Consider the following 17,955-nt stretch of genomic DNA (forward strand, 5'->3'; position numbering starts at 1 on the left):
CTTGCCGCGCAACTCGATGGCGTCGAATCCGGCGTCCACCGCGAACGCGAACTTCTCCTGCAGCGTGCGGCCAGGCAGAAGCTGCTCCTGTACGGCGAGCTTCATGTCACTCCTTGAATTCGAAGACGAGCTGAAGCACCTCGGACTGGTGCTTGTCGAGCAGGTCGAAGGCCTCGGCGGCTTGGTCCACGGGCATGACGTGGCTCACGAGGGCCCGCGCGTCGACCTCGCCGCGGTACACGAGCTCCATGAAGGTGCGCTGCAGGCGTTCGACGTCCCAGCGGTGTGACAGCCAGGAGGCGACACCGCCGATCTGGGAGGAGACGAGCTGGACCTGGTTGTGGTGGAACTCCTCGCCCAGCCGAAGCCCGACCCCGTCGCCCTGGTAGAACCCGGCGGCGACGACCCGGCCGCCCTTGCGCACGGTCCTGATGGCCTCGTGCAGGGCCACGTTGCTGCCGCTGAGCTCGATCACGGTGTCGGCGCCCTCGACACGCTTGCGCATGAGCTCGGCGACCGAGCCCGCGCGCACGTCGAACGTCTCGGCGGCGCCGAACCTCCTGGCCAGCTCCAGCCGGTCGGGGATGGCGTCGGCGGCGACCACGCGGGCGCCGCTCAGCACGGCCAGTCGGGTGGCGAGCAGCCCGATCACACCCTGGCCGAAGACGGCGATCTGGTCACCGAGGTGCACGTCGGCGGCGTGGACGGCGTTGAGCGCGATGGCCCCGACCCGGGCGAAGACCCCGGTCAGCGGGTCGGCGTCGGTCGGCAGCACGTGTCCGACGAGCTTGTCGGCGGGCACGACGGCCTCGGCGCGGTGACCCCAGATGCCCCACACCAGGCAGCCGAGCGGCGGGTCGGCCACGTCGGGCGCGGCCTCCACCACCTCGCCGACCTCCTGATAGCCCCAACCGGCCAGCGGATACGCGTGCGTCTGTCCTTCGACGAAGAGCCGGCGCTCGGTGTCCCACTGACGGCTGAGATAGGGATTGGTCCCGCGGTAGGCGGTCAGTTCGGTGCCCGCTGAAACTCCTGAGTAAAGAGTGCGTACCCGCACGGAGCCCGGCACGAGATCGGCGGGCGCCTCCAGACCGACGCGGACATGGCCTGGCTCTTCAAAGGTGATGACGCGCATTCCCCACACTTACGCTTTTTGATCAGACAAAAGACAAAGCTTTAGTCCTTGTTTGCAAACGATAGTTGCGCTCGTAACACTCACAAGTCTACGACTTCCGTCGAAGATGTGACTGATGAAATTGGGGTTCCTGACTGCGTGTCTTCCGGAAAGCGAGCCTTCCGACATCGCACTTGAGCCGTCGAGCAGGGTTTCGAGGCCCTCGAAGGAGCCGGCGGACCGGCTCGGGATGACACAGATCACACCAGGGTAGATCGTTGCCTCGAAGCACAACGCGATCGCGTCAGGCGAATCTTCGGGGAGAGCGGACTGACGCTTTTCCCTGTCGCGCACTCCGAGGACAATCCTCACCCTCCGCAAAAGCCACAGGTGAACGCGCACGTCATCCGCCGGCCGGACGCCCGGAAGAGCGCCGGGGGAGATCGTTATCGGCAACCGCGTGATGAAGTGCTGGCACCCCGATGGGCATCCCGGGAACGTCTCCGCCGGAGCACGTCGAGACCCGGCCCTGAGCGGGAGCACGGACAGGGTACAGAACGGTCTCTGTATCGCTTACCGCACGTTGCGTGACCTCGTCCGAGGGTAAGGGCGGCATATCCCCAACCGGAGGAGCGTGTGATGCCCAACAAGCTAACCGCCGTCCTCTCCGTCGCCCTGCTGGCCGTCGCCTCGCTGGCGGCCTGCGGGGACGACGGCGGCGGGCAGTCGTCCGCGAACGAGATCACCGTCTGGACCGAGGAGAACCTCGAGGACCGGATGGCCGTGCAGACCGCGATCGTCAACGAGTTCACGCAGAAGACCGGGATCCGGGTCAAGCTCGTCGGCGTCGCCGAGGACCAGTTCAGCCAGACCGTCACCGCCGCCGCCGCGGCCGGCGACCTGCCTGACGTCATCGGGGCGCTGCCGCTGGCCCAGGTGCGCGAGCTGGAGGCCAACGACCTGCTCGACACCGAGACCCCCGCGCGCGTCGTCGACCAGCTCGGCCGCGACACCTTCTCCCCCCGCGCCCTCGAGCTCGACTCCTCCGGCGGCACGCTGCTCGCGGTGCCGAGCGACGGGTGGGCGCAGCTCCTCCTCTACCGCAAGGACCTCTTCGAGAAGGCCGGGCTGCAGCCGCCCGACACCTACGAGGCGCTGGAGGCCGCGGCGGCGAAGCTGAACACCGGCGGGGTCGCGGGCATCACGCTGGCGATCGCGCCGCGCGACTCGTTCACCGCGCAGAGCTTCGAGCACGTCGCCCTGGCCAACGGCTGCGAGCTCGTGGACGGCTCCGGCGATGTCACCCTCGACTCGCCGCAGTGCGTGCGGGCCTTCGAGTTCTACGCCAAGCTCGCCTCCGACTACTCCGTCAAGGGCCGGCAGGACGTCGACTCCACGCGGGCCACGTACTTCTCCGGCAAGGCGGCCATGATGATCTGGTCGTCGTTCATCCTGGACGAGATGGCGGGGCTGCGTAAGGACGCGCTGCCGAGCTGCGCCGAGTGCCGCGACGACCCGCAGTGGCTGGCCGAGAACACCGGCGTCGTCACCGCGCTGAAGGGCCCCGACGGCGGCGCCCCCGCCCAGTACGGCGAGATCGTCTCCTGGGCGATCACCCGCGACGCGAACCGCGACGCCGCCGCCCGGTTCGTCACGTACATGATGAGCGAGGGCTACGAGCGCTGGATCGGCATGGCGCCCGAGGGCAAGTTCCCCACCCGCAAGGGCTTCGACGCCGCCTGGGAGCAGATGCCGGCCGGCGTCGACGACAAGCGGCCGCTGGCCGAGGTCTACCCGGCCGACGTGCTGGACGCGCTGCGCAAGAGCCCCGACACGTTCGCCCGCTGGGGCATCCCGCAGGGCCAGGGCAAGCTGGTCGGCGCCACGATGGGCGAGCTGCCCGTGCCGAAGGCGCTCAGCGCGATCGCCGACGGCTCCATGACCCCGCAGGCCGCCGCCGCCCAGGCTAAGGCGGAGGTCGAGTCCATCAAGCGCGGGATCCGCGAGTGAGTCCCCGCACGCTCAGGCAGCAGGAAGGGCGAGCGGGGCTGGTGCTCATCTCGCCCACGCTGATCATCACGCTCGTCGTCGTCGTGCTGCCGCTGCTGTGGGCGATCATGCTCGCGTTCCAGGACGTACGGCTGATCAACATCCGGCAGGTGGGCCTGTTCGGCAACTACACGCTGGAGAACTTCGCCTACGTCGTCTCCGAGCCGGGCTTCTGGTCGTCGCTGGTCAACACGCTCGTCTACACCGTCGCCGGCACGGGGCTGTCGATCGCCATCGGCCTGGTGACGGCGCTGGCGCTGCGCGACAGGTTCAAGGGCCGCACCATCGTGCGGGCCTCGATCCTGATCCCGTACGTGGCCCCGGTCGTCGCGGTCGCGTTCCTGTGGGAGACGATGCTCAACCCCCAGTACGGCATCGTCAACACCTGGCTCGACGAGCCGATCGCGTTCCTGAGCCAGGCCCAGGGCGAGTTCCTCGGCATCCAGGTGCCGGTGGCGCTGCTGACGGTGATCGCGTTCGAGGCGTGGCGGTATTTCCCGTTCGCGTTCCTGTTCATCCTGGCCCGGCTGCAGGCGTTGCCGTCCGAGCTCGACGAGGCCGCGGTGGTCGACGGCGCCACGCCGACCCAGCGGTTCCGCTACGTGATCATGCCGCAGCTGTGGCGCATCATCGCGCTGCTGGCGGTGTTGCGGTTCGTCTTCACGTTCACCAAGTTCGACGACGTCTACCTGCTGACCGGCGGCGGCGCCGGCACCGAGGTGGTCAGCGTGCGGGTCTACAACTTCCTCACCGCCCGCGACGACATCGGGGCCTCGGCGGCGCAGTCGATCGTGCTGGCGGTGTTCCTGGTGGTCTTCCTGATCGTCTATCTCAGGTTCTTCGCAGGAGGTGAACGTGAGCAGGGCCGTTGAGCCGGCCATGAGCCGCGACAGGTTCGAGCGCGGTCTGCTGAAGGTGCTCAGGCCGGTGGTGATCGCGTTCCTCTTCCTGATCACCGGGTTCCCGTTCCTGTACATGGTGATGTTGTCGGTACGCGACATCCAGGAGCTCATCCTGGACCCGGGCTCGTTGTGGCCGCGCGCCTTCACCCTGGACACCTACGAGAACGTGCTGACCCGGCAGGGGTTCCTGGTCTTCCTCAAGAACAGCGCGATCGTCTCGGTCGCCTCGGTGGCGATCACGCTCCTGATCTCGATCCCGGGCGCGTACGCCGTCGCGCGGCTGCGCTTCTTCGGCCGGCGGCAGGTGCACTTCCTCTTTCTCGCGGTGTACCTCTTTCCGGCGATCGTGCTGGCCATCCCGCTGTTCGTGTTCTTCACGATGATCGGGCTGCGCGGCTCCCTGATCGGTTTGGTGCTCGTTTATATCGCGCAGACGGTGCCGGTCACGGTATACATGCTGCGCAACTACTTCGAGACCGTGCCGCAGAGCGTGGAAGAAGCGGCCGCGATCGACGGGTGCACGAGGTTGTCGACCATCTGGCGCGTGGTGCTGCCGCTGTCCAAGCCCGCGCTGATGGCGACCGGCCTCTACGCGTTCATGATCGCGTGGAACGAGTTCCTGTTCGCCCTGCTGTTCCTCGTGGAGCGGCGGGAGAGCTGGACGGTGTCCCTCGGGCTCTCACAGCTGGCGGGGAGCATCGAGATCCCGACGACGGTCCTGATGGCGGGTTCCGTGGTGCTCACGCTGCCCATTGTGATCGTGTTCTTCGCCGGCGAACGGCTGCTGACGGAGGGCCTGACCGCAGGGGCGGAGAAGGGATAGATCATGCTGACGGCAGGGCAGATCCTCCAGCTCATCCGCAATGGCGCCTGCCGTACCCGCAAGGAGCTGATCGAGCACACCGGGCTGTCCCGCTCGACGATCACCGACCGGGTCGACCGGCTGATCGACGCGGGCTACATCCACGAGTCCGGCGTTGCCAGCTCCGGGGGCGGGCGGCCGCCCTCGGTGCTCGACGTGGACGCCGGCAGGAGGCTGATCCTGGTGGCCGACCTGGGCGCCACCCACGCCAGGGTGGCGCTCACCGACCTGGCCGCCAGGACGCTGGCCGAGGAGCGCACCGAGATGCGCATCGAGCTCGGCCCCGAGGCGGTGCTGTCGTGGGTGCGGCAGACGTTCCAGCGCATGCTCGACAGGGCCGGGCGGATGCCGGACGACGTGTGCGGGGTGGGCATCGACGTGCCCGGCTCCGTCGACCAGGCCAGCGGCCGGGTCATCCGGTCGTTCCTCATGCCCGGCTGGGACGACTACCCGGTGGGCGAGGCCATCGCCGCCACGTACGGCGTGCCGATCCTGGTGGAGAACGACGCCAACGCGATGGCGCTCGGCGAGTGGTGGTCGAGATGGCGCGGCTCCGACGCGCTGCTGCTGGTCAAGGTCTCCACGGGGATCGGCACCGGCATCATCTTCGACGGCCGCATCTACCGGGGCGTCGAGGACGCCGCCGGCAACATCGGGCACGTGCGGTTAAACGAGGACGACGACCGCGTCTGCACGTGCGGCTCGCGCGGCTGCGTGGCCTCGCTGGCCAGCGGCCACGCCCTGGCGGGCGACCTCGGCGTCGGCACCAGCCGCGACGTCGTGCGCCTGGTCCAGGCCGGCGACCCGGCGGCCATCTCGCGCGTCCAGGAGGCGGGGCGCACGCTCGGCGTGGTGCTGGCCACCGCGATCAGCCTGCTCAACCCGGCCGTGCTGGTGCTGGCCGGCGACATGGCCGAGACCGGCGAGCACTACCTGACGGGCATCAGGGAGATCGTCTACCGGCGCAGCCTGCCGTACACGACGCGCAACCTCGAGATCGCCACCGGCGCGCTCGGCGAGCGGGCGGCGATCGTGGGGATGGCGGTGATCGTCATGGAGCACGTGCTCTCCGCGGCCTCCGTCGACGCCGCGCTGACCGCCGAGCCCGACGCGGTGGGCTGAGGCGGTCAGCCGAGCGCCGCGCGCAGCAGGGCGGGCGCCTCCACGAGGGAGGGGCCGTACCACGTGAGCAGGCGGCCGCTGACCAGGGCGCAGGCGAGGCCGGGGAACGCCTCGGGGCCGTCGCTCTCGCTGAAGGCGTACGGCTCGTCGGGCAGGACCACGAGGTCGGGGCGGCGTGCGGCCAGCTCGGGCAGCGGGATCTTCGGATAGCGCTCGGGGTGGCCGGCGTACAGGTTGTCCACGCCGAGGTGGCGCAGCACGTCGCCGGTGAACGTCTCGCGGCCCACCACCATCCAGGGGCGCCGCCAGATCGGCACGATCGCGGTGCGCCTCTCCCCCGCGTACGGCTCCCCCCACGCCTCCCTGGCCGCCTCCAGCCAGGCGGGCGGCTCGACGCGGCACGCCTGCGCGAACATGCGCTCCAGCGAGGCGAACGCCTGCTCCAGCGTCACGATCCGGGTGACCCAGACCGCGAGGCCCGCCGCGCGCAGCGCCTCGATGTCCTGCGGGCGGTTCTCCTCGAAGTTGGCCAGGACCACGTCGGGCCGCAGCCGCCTGATCGCGTCTAGGTCGGGGTTCTTGGTGCCGCGGACCCGCGTCACGTCGAGATCGGCCGGGTGAGAACACCAGTCGGTGGCCCCGACCAGCGCGTCCGGCACGGTCGCCGCCACCGACTCGGTCAGCGACGGCACCAGCGACACGATCCGGCGTACGTCGCCGGGGATCCGCACGGTTGCTCCGGTGTCGTCCACACCAGCAGCCTAGGCCGTGGGACAGGCCGTGAAACCGGCGCGAGGGGGCCGTGAAACCGGGAGCGGCGACAGTGCTGCCATGAGCATCACAGAACCCGCCGTACGCGCGGAAGGGCTGGTCAAGGCGTTCGGGGAGCACCGCGCCGTCGACGGCATCGACCTCGACGTACGAGCCGGCGAGATCTTCGGCGTCCTCGGGCCGAACGGCGCCGGCAAGACCACCACGCTGCGGATGCTGGCGACCCTGCTGCCCATCGACGCCGGACGCGCCGAGATCTTCGGCGTCGACGTGGCCGCCGACCCGCACGTCATCAGGCAGCTCGTCGGCGTCACCGGCCAGTACGCCTCCGTCGACGAGAACCTCACCGCCCGCGAGAACCTCTGGCTCTTCAGCCGGCTGCAGGGCATCCCCTCCGCGCGCGCCAAGCGCCTCGCCACCGAGCTGCTCGGCCGGTTCGGCCTGGAGGAGGCCGCGGACAAGGCGCTCGCGCACTTCTCCGGCGGCATGCGGCGCCGCCTCGACCTGGCGGCCAGCCTGATCACCAGACCACCGTTGATCTTCCTCGACGAACCGACCACCGGCCTCGACCCGCGTACCCGCGGCCAGATGTGGGACACCATCCGCGGCCTGGTGGCCGACGGCTGCACGGTGCTGCTGACCACGCAGTACCTCGACGAGGCCGACCAGCTCGCCGACCGCGTCGCCGTCATCGACCGCGGCCGCAAGGTGGCCGAGGGCACGCCCGACGAGCTCAAGACGGCGGTCGGCGACTCCACGCTGCAGTTGCTGCTCGCCGAGCCCGGCGAGGTGCCGGCCGCCGTCGGGGTGGTCCGGCGCGTCCTCGGCTCCGACCCGGTGCTCAGTCCGGAGCAGGGCCGGCTCAACGTCGCGCTCGACCAGGCCGACCGGGCCGCCGACGTGCTGATCGCGCTGCGTACCGCCGGGATCTCGATCTCGTCGGTGAGCGTGGCCAAGCCCAGCCTGGACGAGGTGTTCCTCGCCCTCACCGGCCACGGGACGGATGACCCCACCAAGGCGAAGGAGAACCGATGACCAGCACGATCGCGCCCGCCCGGGAGACCGTGCGGGCGGCCGACCGGGTGGCGGCCGCCCGGCGGCACGTCTCCATGGGAGAGACGCTCGCCCAGACCATGACGATGGCGTGGCGGGCCGTCAAGAAGATGCGCCGCAACCCGGAGCAGTTCTTCGACGTGGTCCTGCAACCCATTCTGTTCACCGCGATGTTCGCCTACGTCTTCGGCGGCGCGATCGCCGGTGACGTGGAGAGCTATCTCCCGCTGATGATCCCGGGCATCCTCGCCCAGACCGTGCTGACGACGTGCATGGTCACCGGGACGCAGCTGCGCGAGGACATGGAGAAGGGCGTCTTCGACAGGTTCAAGTCGTTGCCGATCGCCCGGATCGCGCCGCTCGCCGGCCCGATGGTGGCCGACCTGCTGCGCTACGCGACCGCGGCGACCCTGACCTTCGCCATGGGCCTGCTGATGGGCTATCGCCCCGGCGGCGGAGTGGCGGGCGTGCTCGCCGCGATCCTGCTGGCCGTCTTCACCGGCTGGTCGCTGGCGTGGATCTTCACCTGGGTCGGCACGATCGCCAAGAGCGCCCAGGCCGTCCAGGGCATCTCGATGATGATCCTCTTTCCGCTGACCTTCCTGTCGAACGCGTTCGTGCCCATCGGCACGCTGCCCGGCTGGCTCGCCGCGTTCGTCCGGGTCAACCCGGTCTCACACCTGGTCACGGCCGCCCGCGACCTCGCCAACGGCGCTCTCGTGAGCGGTGAGGTGGCCTGGACGCTCCTGGCCTGCCTGATCGTCATCGCGGTCTTCGCGCCGTTGTCCGTACGGAGCTACAAGCGGCACATCTGACCCCCGGCCGTCGTGGCCCGGGAGCCTGCGCAGGAGAGCCAGCGCCTCGCCGAGGAGGTCGTCGCCGCGCCGGTCGCCGTACTCGGCGCGCGCACGGGCGAGCAGCCCCGGCGCGACGCCCTCGGCGTACGGCTCGATCTGCTCGAAGGTCATGCTGGGCATCGTGCCGTTGTAGGCGAACCGCTCGGCCAGCACCAGCAACGCGACCGCGTCGCGGGGGGCCACGGCCTCCCGCAGCAGCCCCCAGGCGCCGAGCGCGAAGAGCAGCGAGCCGCTCACCGGGTAGTCGATGAGCGTGCTCTCCGCGTTCAGCACATCGCGGGCCCGGCCGGTGGCGCAGAACAGGAACAACTCCTCGCCGTACGGGAGGTCCGCCGGCCCGGCGTGGTAGGCGTGAGCCGTCAGGGCGAGCGCCTCCGCGGTGACCACCCACGGCTCGAACCCCGAGCTCGGCAGCCCGGGCAGCCGCAGATCGCGCGCCCGCTGGACGGCCAGGCGGTAGTCGGCGAGGGCGGCGGCCGTGTCGCCGCGCGCGAGGGCGATTTCGGCGGCGCACAACGAGACGATCGCTAGCCCGCCGAGCACCGCCTCGCTGTCGTTGACGCGGATGATCTCCGCGAGCTCGGCCTCCGCGGTCGCGTGGTCGCCGTCGGCGAGCGCGGTGATCAGCAGCACGGAGCGCAGCTGCGTCTCGTCGTCCGTGGCGCCGAGGCGGCACAGGACGGGCAGCGCGACGCGCGCGTGGGCGACCGCCCGCCGCCGGTCGCCGCGCTGCATGCTCAGGTGGCCCAGCACGGCGTGCAGGACGGCCCCGAACCACGGCCCCTCGTCCTCGCGGATCAGCGTCAGGGCACGCTCGGCCGCCGCGATCGCCCCGGCCGTGTCGCCCGCGTTCTCCAGGACGTGGACGCTCGTCTGCGCCGCCATCAGCGCTACGTCACGGTCGGCGCTGCGGCACAACATCTCCAGCCGGCCCCGCAGATCGGCGCCTTGCGACGGGTCGCACGCGAGCGCCACCGTCACCATCGCCGCCAGGCGAGGATCCGTCGTGTCGTGGACGGGCAGCCGGCGGAGCAGCTCGCGCAGCTGCTCGTCGCTGCCGTCGACGACGATCATCGTGTTCATGAGCGCGATCAACAGGGCGGCCCGGGTGGCCTCCACGAGCTCCGGCGGCGGGAACCACCCCCTGACCGCCTGGATGATCGCCTCTTTGAGCGCGATGACCCTGGCGTGGTCGCCGCGGATCGACCACAACGCGCCCACGCCGTTCAGCAACTCGACCGCCGTGGCGGGGTCGGGCTCGGCGAGCGCCTGACGGAGCAGATCGGTGAGATTGACCTCCTCGGCGCGCAGCGCGTCGATCGCCGCGAACTGGTCCTGGCTGAACACCTTGGCGGCGTTCTGCCGCGAGTAGTCCGTCGCCCAGGCCCACAACGCGGCCCGCGCGGGCCGTTCTTCGCCGGCCTCCTTCAGGCGCACCCGGCCGAACTCCCTGACGGTCTCCAGCATCCGGTAACGAATGCCGTAGGCCGTCTCGTGGACGCTCAGCAGCGACTGCTCGGTCAGCGCGTGCACGGCGTGCAGGGCGTCGGGGCCGAGCACGTGCTCGGCGGCGGCCAGCGTGAAGCCGTCGCCGAACCGGGACAACCATCGCAGGGCCCGCTGTTCGGGCTCGTCCAGCAGATTCCACGACCAGTCGATGACCGCGAGCAGCGTCCGGTGCCGGTCGGGGGCGCTGCGATCGCCGCCGCGCAGCAGGGTGAACCGGTCGGCCAGGCGCCGCGCGATCTCCTCCACCGACATCACCCGCACCTTGGCCGCGGCCAGCTCGATCGCGAGCGGCAGCCCGTCGAGCCGGGTGACGATCTCGCGGGCCGCTCCTTCGTCGATGCGCACGCCGGGGCGGGCGGCCGTGGCGCGCTGCCGGAAGAGCTCCACCGCCTCGCCGGACTCCAGCTCGCCGAGCGGGTAGACGCGCTCGGCGGGGATCGACAAGGGGGCACGCGACGTGGTGAGCACCCGCAGGTCTCGCGTGGTGGCGGTCAGGAAGGCCGTCAGGTCGGCGACGGCGCCGATCACGTGCTCGCAGTTGTCGAGGATCAGCAGCGCCGGAGCCTGGTCGAGATGCTGGGCGATGCGGGCGCGGATGTCGGCCCGCTGCTCGGAGGTCAGCGCACGGCGCCCGCTCACCGAGTCGCGGACGCCCAGCGCGGAGCCCACCTCGCCGATGACGCCCTCGGGAGAGGAGACGCCGACGAGCCCGACGAAGTGGACGACGGGTTGCGCGGCGTTCCTGCCGACGACGTGGGCGAGCCGGGTCTTGCCCAGCCCGCCGGGTCCGATGATGGAGACGACCCGGTTGGCCCGCAGCAGGGCGTGCACCGCGCGGATGTCGCCGTCGCGGCCGAGCAACGACGAGCCGTCGTACAGCACGCCCGCCCGCACGGGCCGGTCGGCGGCGAGTAATTCGGCGTGCACGCGGGCCAGCTCCGGCCCCGGGTCCGTGCCGAGGCGCTCGGCCAGGTCCGCACGATGGCGCTCGTAGCGCTCCAGCACCGCGGCGGCGCCGCGTACCACGGCCTCGCTGCGCAGCAGGCAGGCGAGCAGCTCCTCGTCGTGCGGCCGGGCGGCCGCGGCCTCCTCCAGCAGGGGCAGCGCGTCCTTGTGGTCGCCGCCGCGCGAGCGCGCGACGGCCGACACGCGCCGCGCCTCGGCCAGCTGCTCCGCGGCGACGGCCCGCAGGTCGGCCAGCGGGCCGGTGGCGGCCTCCAGGCCGCCGGCCACGAGATCCATGGCCTCCTCGGCGTGCCGGCGGGCGCCGGCCACGTCGTCCGCGGCCAGCGCGGCCCGCGCCCGCTCGACCAGGAGGCCGAGCAGCAGCGCGTCCACCTGCTCGCCGGGCAGACCGAGGCGGTAGCCGCGCGCGGTGCGGACCACCGCGTCGGCGCAGGTCGCGGTGCGGGTCCGCGACACGACGACCTGCAACGCCTTCGTCGGGTTCGCGGGCGGGCGGCCCGGCCACAGCTCCTCGACCAGCTGCTCGTCACCGGCCCCGGCCCGGCCGTGCAGGGCGAGCACCGCCAGCAGGGTGTGCGCGCGATCGCCGATCACGCGCGTCCCCCGCCAGCGGACGCCGTCGAGCAAGGTCAGCACTGGAGCCACGCACCCAGCTTACGAGCGTGCCCGGCGCGGGCCGCGCGGCCGTGAGACGGTCACTGCGGCGGGGGTGGAAAGGGAGGCGGCATGCGGATCGGGCTGGCAGTGCCCCAGTACGGCGTCTTCGCCGCTTCGTCGAGTGTGCTGCGGGTCGCCCGGGAGGCCGAGGCCATGGGCTTCGACAGCCTGTGGACGGGCGACCGGCTGATGACGCCGCTGCGCCCGAAAGACCGCTATCCGGGTGGCAATGGGGCGATCCCGGAGGCGCACCGGGTGTTCCTCGACCCGTTCGCGGTGCTGGCGGTGGCCGCCTCGGTCACCTCGGCCGTGCGTCTGGGCACGAGCGCGCTCAACGCCTGCTGGTATCCACCGGTGGTGCTGGCCCGCTCGCTCACCACGATCGACCACCTGAGCGGCGGACGGCTGGAGGCGGGGTTCGGGCTCGGGTGGTCGTCCGACGAGTACGCCGCCGCCGGGGTGCCGTGGCGGGGTCGCGCCCGCCGCTACGACGCCACCCTCGACGCGCTGGAGGCCATCTGGACGAGCGATCCGGTGGAGTTCGAGCACGAGCTGTGGACGATCGCGCCCAGCCACATCGAGCCCAAGCCGGCTCGCCGCCCGCCGATCCACCTGGCGGGCTTCTCCGAGGCGGCGCTGCGCCGCGTCGGCCGCCGCGCCGACGGCTGGCTGACCGCGTCGCTGCCGGTGCCCGTGCTCACCGCCATGTGGTCCACGGTGTGCCGGGCCGCCGAGGAGGCAGGCCGCGACCCCGGCGCGATCCGCATGATCCTGCGGGCCAACCCGATCGTGACCGACTCGGGCACGCCGCCGCGCAGCGGCACGGTCGCCGAGCTGTCGGCCTATCTCGCCACCGTGGCGGCGGCCGGGGTCGACGAGGTCATCCTCGACCTCCAGCACACCGCCACGAGCGATCAGCACCTACTGGAGCTGGCCGGAGAGTTCAGGGCTCACTTGAGCGCCGCGAGCGCGGCGTCGTAGTCGGGCTCCTGGCTGATCTCGGGCACGAGCTGGGAGTAGACGACCTTGTTGTCGGCGTCGAGCACGACCACCGCGCGGGCGGCCAGCCCGGCCATCGGGCTCGACTCCAGCGCCACACCGTAGTCCTTGAGGAACTCACGGCCGCGCATGACCGAGAGCGTGGTCACGTTCTCGAGCCCCTCGGCGCCGCAGAACCGCTTCTGCGCGAACGGCAGGTCGGCGGAGATGCAGAGCACGGCGATGTCGGGGTGCGCGGCGGCCACCTCGTTGAAGCGGCGCACCGTGGCCGCGCAGGTGCCGGTGTCGAGGCTCGGGAAGATGTTGAGCACCTTGGTCTTCTGGCCGAAGTCGTCGAGCGACCGGTCGGCCAGATCAGTCCCGACCAGGCGGAACGCGGGCGCGGTGTCGCCCGGCTGGGGGAAGGTGCCGGCCACGGTGACCGGGTTGCCCCTGAGAGTGACGTCGGACATGAAACCTCCTGTTAGCGATCTTCCTTCGCTGAGCGTGCCCCGTCCTTGATCCTATCCATGGGCCCCCGCCCGCCTACCGCGACGCCTCCCCTTGCCGACCGAACGGTTCACCGTCCGCGCACTCGAGCTCACCGGGGGACGTTCCCAGGGCAGCGGTGTGGGCTGCCCTGGGAACGTCTTTGAGCGGTGTCAGACGTTGCGGCGGTATTGGCCGCCGGCTTCGAAGAGGGCGTCGGTGATCTGGCCGAGGGAGCAGACGCGGGCGGCGTCCATCAGGACCTCGAAGGCGTTTCCGTCCGACATCGCGACCTCGCGCAGGCGGGCGAGCTGGCCGGGGGCCTCGTCGCGGTAGCGGTCCTGGAAGGCGCGCAGGCGTTCCAGCTGGGAGCGCTTCTCCTCCTCCGTGCCGCGGGCGAGCTCCAGTTTGTGGGCGTCGGACTGCTCGCCGCCGTCGGCGGGGCGGAACGTGTTGACGCCGATGATCGGGAGCGAGCCGTCGTGCTTGCGCATCTCGTACAACATCGACTCGTCCTGGATCTTGCCGCGCTGGTAGCCGGTCTCCATCGCGCCGAGCACGCCGCCGCGTTCCGACAGCCGCTCGAACTCGCTCAGCACCGCCTCCTCCACCAGGTCCGTCAGCTCCTCGACGATGAACGAGCCCTGCAGCGGGTTCTCGTTCTTGGCCAGGCCCCACTCGCGGTTGATGATCATCTGGATCGCCATCGCGCGGCGCACGGAGTCGGCCGACGGGGTGGTCACGGCCTCGTCGAAGGCGTTGGTGTGCAGGCTGTTGCAGTTGTCGTAGATGGCGATCAGGGCCTGCAGGGTGGTGCGGATGTCGTTGAAGTTCATCTCCTGGGCGTGCAGGGAACGGCCCGAGGTCTGGATGTGGTACTTCAGCTTCTGCGAGCGCTCGTTGCCGGCGTACCGCTCACGCATGGCCACCGCCCAGATGCGGCGGGCCACGCGGCCGAGCACGCTGTACTCCGGGTCCATGCCGTTGGAGAAGAAGAACGACAGGTTGGGCGCGAAGTCGTCGATGTTCATCCCCCTCGCCAGGTACGCCTCCACGTACGTGAAGCCGTTGGCGAGGGTGAAGGCGAGCTGGCTGATCGGGTTGGCCCCGGCCTCGGCGATGTGGTAGCCGGAGATCGAGACCGAGTAGAAGTTGCGCACGCCGTTCCGGATGAACCACTCCTGGATGTCGGCCATCATCCGCAGCGAGAACTCGGTGGAGAAGATGCAGGTGTTCTGCCCCTGGTCCTCCTTGAGGATGTCGGCCTGCACCGTGCCCCTGACCGTGGCGAGCGTGCGGGCGCGCAGCTCGCGGTCCTCCTGCTCGCCGGGGTCGCGGCCGTGCTCGGCGCGGAAGCGGTCTCTGGCCTGGTCGATGGCGGTGTTGAGGTAGAAGGCCAGGATCGTCGGGGCGGGGCCGTTGATGGTCATCGACACGGACGTGTTGGGCGCCGCCAGGTCGAACCCGTCGTAGAGCACCTTCATGTCGTCGAGCGTCGCGATGGACACCCCCGAAGTGCCGACTTTTCCGTAAATGTCGGGCCGGGGGTCGGGGTCGTGGCCGTACAGCGTCACCGAGTCGAACGCGGTGGACAGCCGCGTCGCCGGCTGACCCTCCGACAGCAGCTTGAAACGCCGGTTCGTCCGGAACGGGTCGCCCTCGCCGGCGAACATCCGCGTCGGGTCCTCGTCCTCGCGCTTGAACGGGAACACCCCTGCCGTGAACGGGAACATCCCTGGCAGGTTCTCACCGCGCAGGAACCGCAGCAGATCGCCGTGGTCGCTGTAGCGGGGCAGGGCGACCCGGGGCACGCGGTTGCCCGAGAGCGTCTCGCGCCAGAGCGGGGTGTGGATCTCCCGGTCGCGGATCTTCACGACCAGCTCGTCGGCGCGGTAGCGCTCCTTGACGGCGGGCCAGCCGTCGATCAGCGCCCGGCTCTCCTGGGTCAGGGCGCCTTCCGCCTGCTCGGCCAGCTCGGCGAGCCGACCTCCGTCCTCCCCCAGCATCTCGCGGACCGCGGCGAGCTGCTGGCGGCGGCGGGCCGCCTCTGCCTGCGCCAGCGTCTCGGCGTGGTACGCCCGCACGGTCTCGGCGATCTCGGCGAGATAGCGCGACCGGGCGGGCGGCACGATGGCCGCCGACACCTGGGAGGTGCGCCCCTCCACGCGCGGCAGCAGCCCCGGCCCCGTCCCGACCCCGAGCAGCGGCTTGAGGTGGTGGTAGAGGGCCGTGACGCCGGCGTCGTTGTAGCGTGCGGCGATGGTGCCGAAGACCGGCATGTCCTCCGGCCGGGCGCCGAACGCCTCGCGGTTGCGCACGAGCTGCCGGCGCACGTCGCGCAGGGCGTCCTCGGCGCCGCGGCGCTCGTACTTGTTGATCACCACGGCCTCGGCGAAGTCGAGCATGTCGATCTTCTCCAGCTGGGAGGCCGCGCCGAACTCGGGCGTCATCACGTAGATCGGCACGTCCACGTGGGGCACGATCCCGGCGTCGCCCTGGCCGATGCCGGGCGTCTCGACGATCACCAGGTCGTATCCGGCGGCCCGGCAGGCGGTGACCACGTCGTCGAGGCAGGCCGGCACCTCGCTGCTCGCGCCCCGGGTGGCCAGGGAGCGGAAGTACGTCTGAGGGCCCAGGCTGTTCATCCGGATGCGGTCACCGAGCAGGGCACCGCCGCCGCGCCTGCGGGTGGGGTCGATGGCGACGATGGCGATGCGCAGCTTGTCGTCGTTGTCGACGCGGAAGCGGCGGACCAGCTCGTCGGTGAGCGACGACTTGCCGGAGCCGCCGGTGCCGGTGATGCCGAGCACGGGGGCCGCCCCGCCGTCGCGCTCCCTGCCGCCCGCCGCGCGCAGGCCCGCGACGAGCTCCTCGGGGGCGCGCCCCGACTCGATGAGGGTGATCGCGCGGGCCAGCGCGGCCTGGTCGCCGGAGACGACGGCCTCCACCGGCGGCGGGCCGCCCGGCTCGACGTCGCACTCCTCGATCAGCTTGTTGATCATGCCGGGCAGGCCGTAGCGCTGGCCGTCCTCCGGGGAGAAGATGCGGGCGACGCCGCGCGAGTGCAGCAGCTCGATCTCCTCGGGGACGATCACTCCCCCGCCGCCGCCGTACACCCTGATGTGCCCGGCGCCGCGCTCGCGCAGCAGCTCGACCAGATAGGTGAAGAACTCGACGTGCCCGCCCTGGTAGGAGCTGATCGCGACGCCCTGGACGTCCTCCTGGATGGCGGCCGTGACGATCTCGTCCACGGAACGGTTGTGGCCCAGGTGGATGACCTCGGCCCCCTGGGTCTGCAGGATGCGCCGCATGATGTTGATCGCCGCGTCATGCCCGTCGAACAGGGCCGCGGCGGTCACGAAACGCACGGGGTGTACCGGGACGTGCACGCCTGATCACTCCTTCGTGGAGGCTTCCTCTCCGAAGATACTAGGACGTCCTACTATTTCCCAGAGTCGCCGGGGTAGGGGCAGTGGCGAGGGGGTGAGAGCGATGCGCGCACTGACGTTCGTACCCCGCACGAAAGGGACGCTGACGGTGGAGGAGCTCCCCGACCCGCGGCCGGGCCCGGGCGAGCTGCTCGTGCAGGGGCTGGCGCTGGGCGTGTGCGGCACCGATCGGGAGCTGGAGCTCGGCGAGTACGGCTGGCCGCCGCGGGGCCGCGAGCGCATGGTCATCGGGCACGAGTCGCTCGGCCGGGTGCTGGAGAGCCCCGAGGGCTCGGCGTTCTCGCCCGGCGACCTCGTGGTCGGCGTCGTCCGGCGGCCCGATCCTGAGCCGTGCGGGGCCTGTCGGCGCGGCGAGTTCGACATGTGCCGCAACGGCCGCTACACCGAGCGCGGCATCAAGGAGCTCGACGGGTACGCCAGCGAGCTGTGGACCGTGGAGGCCGCCTACGCCATCCGGGTCGATCCTTCGCTGGAGAGCGTCGGCGTGCTGGTCGAGACGGCCTCGGTGGTGGCCAAGGCGTGGGAGCAGATCGAGCGGATCGGCGCTCGGGCCTGGTTCGAGCCGCACACCGCGCTGGTCACCGGCGCCGGGCCGGTGGGGCTGCTGGCGGCGCTGTTCGGGCGGCAGCGGGGGCTGGAGGTGCACGTGCTCGACCGGGCCGCGCCGGGGCTCAAGTCGAGTCTGGTGGAGGCGCTGGGGGCGACGTACCACTCCGCCTCGACGCTGGAGGCGTTCGGGGACCACAAGCCGGACGTCATCATCGAGTGCACGGGAGTGGGGCAGCTCGTCATCGACGCCCTGACCACCACGGCCGCCGCCGGGATGGTCTGCCTGTGCGGCCTGGCGTCGGGCGGGCGCGCCCACCGCGTGGACGCCGGGGTGATCAACCGGGACATCGTCCTGGAGAACGACGTGGTCTTCGGCACGGTCAACGCCAACCAGCGCCACTACCGCGCCGCCGCCGCCGCACTGGCCGAAGCGGACCGGTCCTGGCTGGAGCGTCTGATCACCCGCCGCGTCCCGCTGTCGGACGCCCTGGCGGCCTTCGAACCCGCGGGCGACGTCAAGGCGGTCATCGACCTCACGACCTGACGGATCCTACGGCTTGCGTCCGGTGGGAGCGGGCGGGTCAGGTCGGGTCGTACGGCTTGCGTCTGGTGGGGGTGGGCCGGCGGG

The 17,955-nt window shown here is 71.2% G+C and carries 12 protein-coding genes and 1 pseudogene; 8 read left to right on the forward strand and 5 right to left on the reverse strand.

What is annotated here, in order from left to right; genetic code table 11:
* Window positions 1-106: 106 nt before the first annotated feature.
* Complete coding sequence (locus C1J01_RS33430) at window positions 107-1,135, reverse strand: zinc-binding dehydrogenase (protein ID WP_111182963.1); 1,029 nt, start codon at window positions 1,133-1,135, stop codon at window positions 107-109.
* Between the two features lie 618 nt (window positions 1,136-1,753).
* Here C1J01_RS33430 and C1J01_RS33435 point away from each other — a divergent pair.
* Genes C1J01_RS33435 through C1J01_RS33450 form a run of 4 tightly spaced genes read left to right on the forward strand, consistent with a single transcriptional unit; the run spans window position 1,754 to window position 6,049 of the window.
* Complete coding sequence (locus tag C1J01_RS33435) at window positions 1,754-3,124, forward strand: ABC transporter substrate-binding protein (protein WP_111182964.1); 1,371 nt, start codon at window positions 1,754-1,756, stop codon at window positions 3,122-3,124.
* The gene (locus C1J01_RS33440) at window positions 3,121-4,035 is read left to right on the forward strand and encodes a carbohydrate ABC transporter permease (RefSeq protein ID WP_111182965.1); all 915 of its coding nucleotides are present in this window, start codon (window positions 3,121-3,123) and stop codon (window positions 4,033-4,035) included. The genes C1J01_RS33435 and C1J01_RS33440 overlap by 4 nt, the downstream gene beginning before the upstream one ends.
* Complete coding sequence (locus C1J01_RS33445; RefSeq protein WP_235854839.1) at window positions 4,019-4,888, forward strand: carbohydrate ABC transporter permease; 870 nt, start codon at window positions 4,019-4,021, stop codon at window positions 4,886-4,888. Before C1J01_RS33440 ends, C1J01_RS33445 begins: the two co-directional genes overlap by 17 nt.
* A 3-nt stretch (window positions 4,889-4,891) precedes the next feature.
* The gene (locus tag C1J01_RS33450) at window positions 4,892-6,049 is read left to right on the forward strand and encodes an ROK family transcriptional regulator (protein ID WP_111182967.1); all 1,158 of its coding nucleotides are present in this window, start codon (window positions 4,892-4,894) and stop codon (window positions 6,047-6,049) included.
* A gap of 5 nt (window positions 6,050-6,054) precedes the next feature.
* Here the strand turns inward: C1J01_RS33450 and C1J01_RS33455 are convergent, their stop codons facing one another.
* Window positions 6,055-6,801 (reverse strand): helical backbone metal receptor, encoded by a 747-nt coding sequence (locus tag C1J01_RS33455; RefSeq protein WP_111182968.1) that lies wholly within the window; start codon window positions 6,799-6,801, stop codon window positions 6,055-6,057.
* 79 nt (window positions 6,802-6,880) lie between these two features.
* On the opposite strand from C1J01_RS33455, the gene C1J01_RS33460 reads away from it, so the two are divergent.
* Both C1J01_RS33460 and C1J01_RS33465 read left to right on the forward strand, forming a co-directional pair.
* A complete protein-coding gene (locus tag C1J01_RS33460; RefSeq protein ID WP_111182969.1) occupies window positions 6,881-7,855 on the forward strand; it encodes an ATP-binding cassette domain-containing protein in 975 nt (324 codons plus the stop codon).
* Window positions 7,852-8,688 carry an ABC transporter permease gene (locus C1J01_RS33465; protein WP_111182970.1) on the forward strand — a complete coding sequence of 279 codons (837 nt, stop codon included), beginning with the start codon at window positions 7,852-7,854 and terminating at the stop codon, window positions 8,686-8,688. The genes C1J01_RS33460 and C1J01_RS33465 overlap by 4 nt, the downstream gene beginning before the upstream one ends.
* Window positions 8,689-10,749: 2,061 nt before the next feature.
* Here the strand turns inward: C1J01_RS33465 and C1J01_RS52570 are convergent.
* Window positions 10,750-11,850: pseudogene (locus C1J01_RS52570) on the reverse strand (AfsR/SARP family transcriptional regulator); the annotation flags it as partial.
* Window positions 11,851-11,931: 81 nt separating this feature from the next.
* Here C1J01_RS52570 and C1J01_RS33475 point away from each other — a divergent pair.
* A complete protein-coding gene (locus C1J01_RS33475; protein ID WP_111182971.1) occupies window positions 11,932-12,843 on the forward strand; it encodes a TIGR03619 family F420-dependent LLM class oxidoreductase in 912 nt (303 codons plus the stop codon).
* On the opposite strand, the gene tpx is transcribed toward C1J01_RS33475, so the two are convergent.
* Together tpx and icmF are read right to left on the reverse strand one after the other, a co-directional pair.
* Window positions 12,813-13,313 (reverse strand): thiol peroxidase, encoded by a 501-nt coding sequence (gene tpx, locus C1J01_RS33480; RefSeq protein WP_111182972.1) that lies wholly within the window; start codon window positions 13,311-13,313, stop codon window positions 12,813-12,815. The two genes, C1J01_RS33475 and tpx, sit on opposite strands and share 31 nt — an antisense overlap.
* 189 nt (window positions 13,314-13,502) lie before the next feature.
* Window positions 13,503-16,718, reverse strand: coding sequence for a fused isobutyryl-CoA mutase/GTPase IcmF (gene icmF, locus C1J01_RS33485; protein ID WP_111182973.1), 3,216 nt, complete (start codon window positions 16,716-16,718; stop codon window positions 13,503-13,505).
* A gap of 103 nt (window positions 16,719-16,821) precedes the next feature.
* Between icmF and C1J01_RS33490 the strand changes: the two genes are divergently transcribed.
* Window positions 16,822-17,871: a glucose 1-dehydrogenase gene (locus tag C1J01_RS33490; RefSeq protein WP_111182974.1), complete on the forward strand. Its 1,050-nt coding sequence runs from the start codon at window positions 16,822-16,824 to the stop codon at window positions 17,869-17,871.
* Window positions 17,872-17,955 lie beyond the last annotated feature (84 nt).

Source organism: Nonomuraea aridisoli (assembly GCF_003236395.1).
Classification (GTDB): Bacteria; Actinomycetota; Actinomycetes; order Streptosporangiales; family Streptosporangiaceae; genus Nonomuraea; species Nonomuraea aridisoli.

Bases quoted from the DNA above. Each gene is read 5' to 3' on its own strand.
- C1J01_RS33430 (WP_111182963.1), bottom strand. From the start codon at position 1,135: ATGCGCGTCATCACCTTTGAAGAGCCAGGCCATGTCCGCGTCGGTCTG.
- C1J01_RS33435 (WP_111182964.1), top strand. From the start codon at position 1,754: ATGCCCAACAAGCTAACCGCCGTCCTCTCCGTCGCCCTGCTGGCCGTC.
- C1J01_RS33450 (WP_111182967.1), top strand. From the start codon at position 4,892: ATGCTGACGGCAGGGCAGATCCTCCAGCTCATCCGCAATGGCGCCTGC.
- C1J01_RS33460 (WP_111182969.1), top strand. From the start codon at position 6,881: ATGAGCATCACAGAACCCGCCGTACGCGCGGAAGGGCTGGTCAAGGCG.
- C1J01_RS33465 (WP_111182970.1), top strand. From the start codon at position 7,852: ATGACCAGCACGATCGCGCCCGCCCGGGAGACCGTGCGGGCGGCCGAC.
- C1J01_RS33475 (WP_111182971.1), top strand. From the start codon at position 11,932: ATGCGGATCGGGCTGGCAGTGCCCCAGTACGGCGTCTTCGCCGCTTCG.
- tpx (WP_111182972.1), bottom strand. From the start codon at position 13,313: ATGTCCGACGTCACTCTCAGGGGCAACCCGGTCACCGTGGCCGGCACC.
- C1J01_RS33490 (WP_111182974.1), top strand. From the start codon at position 16,822: ATGCGCGCACTGACGTTCGTACCCCGCACGAAAGGGACGCTGACGGTG.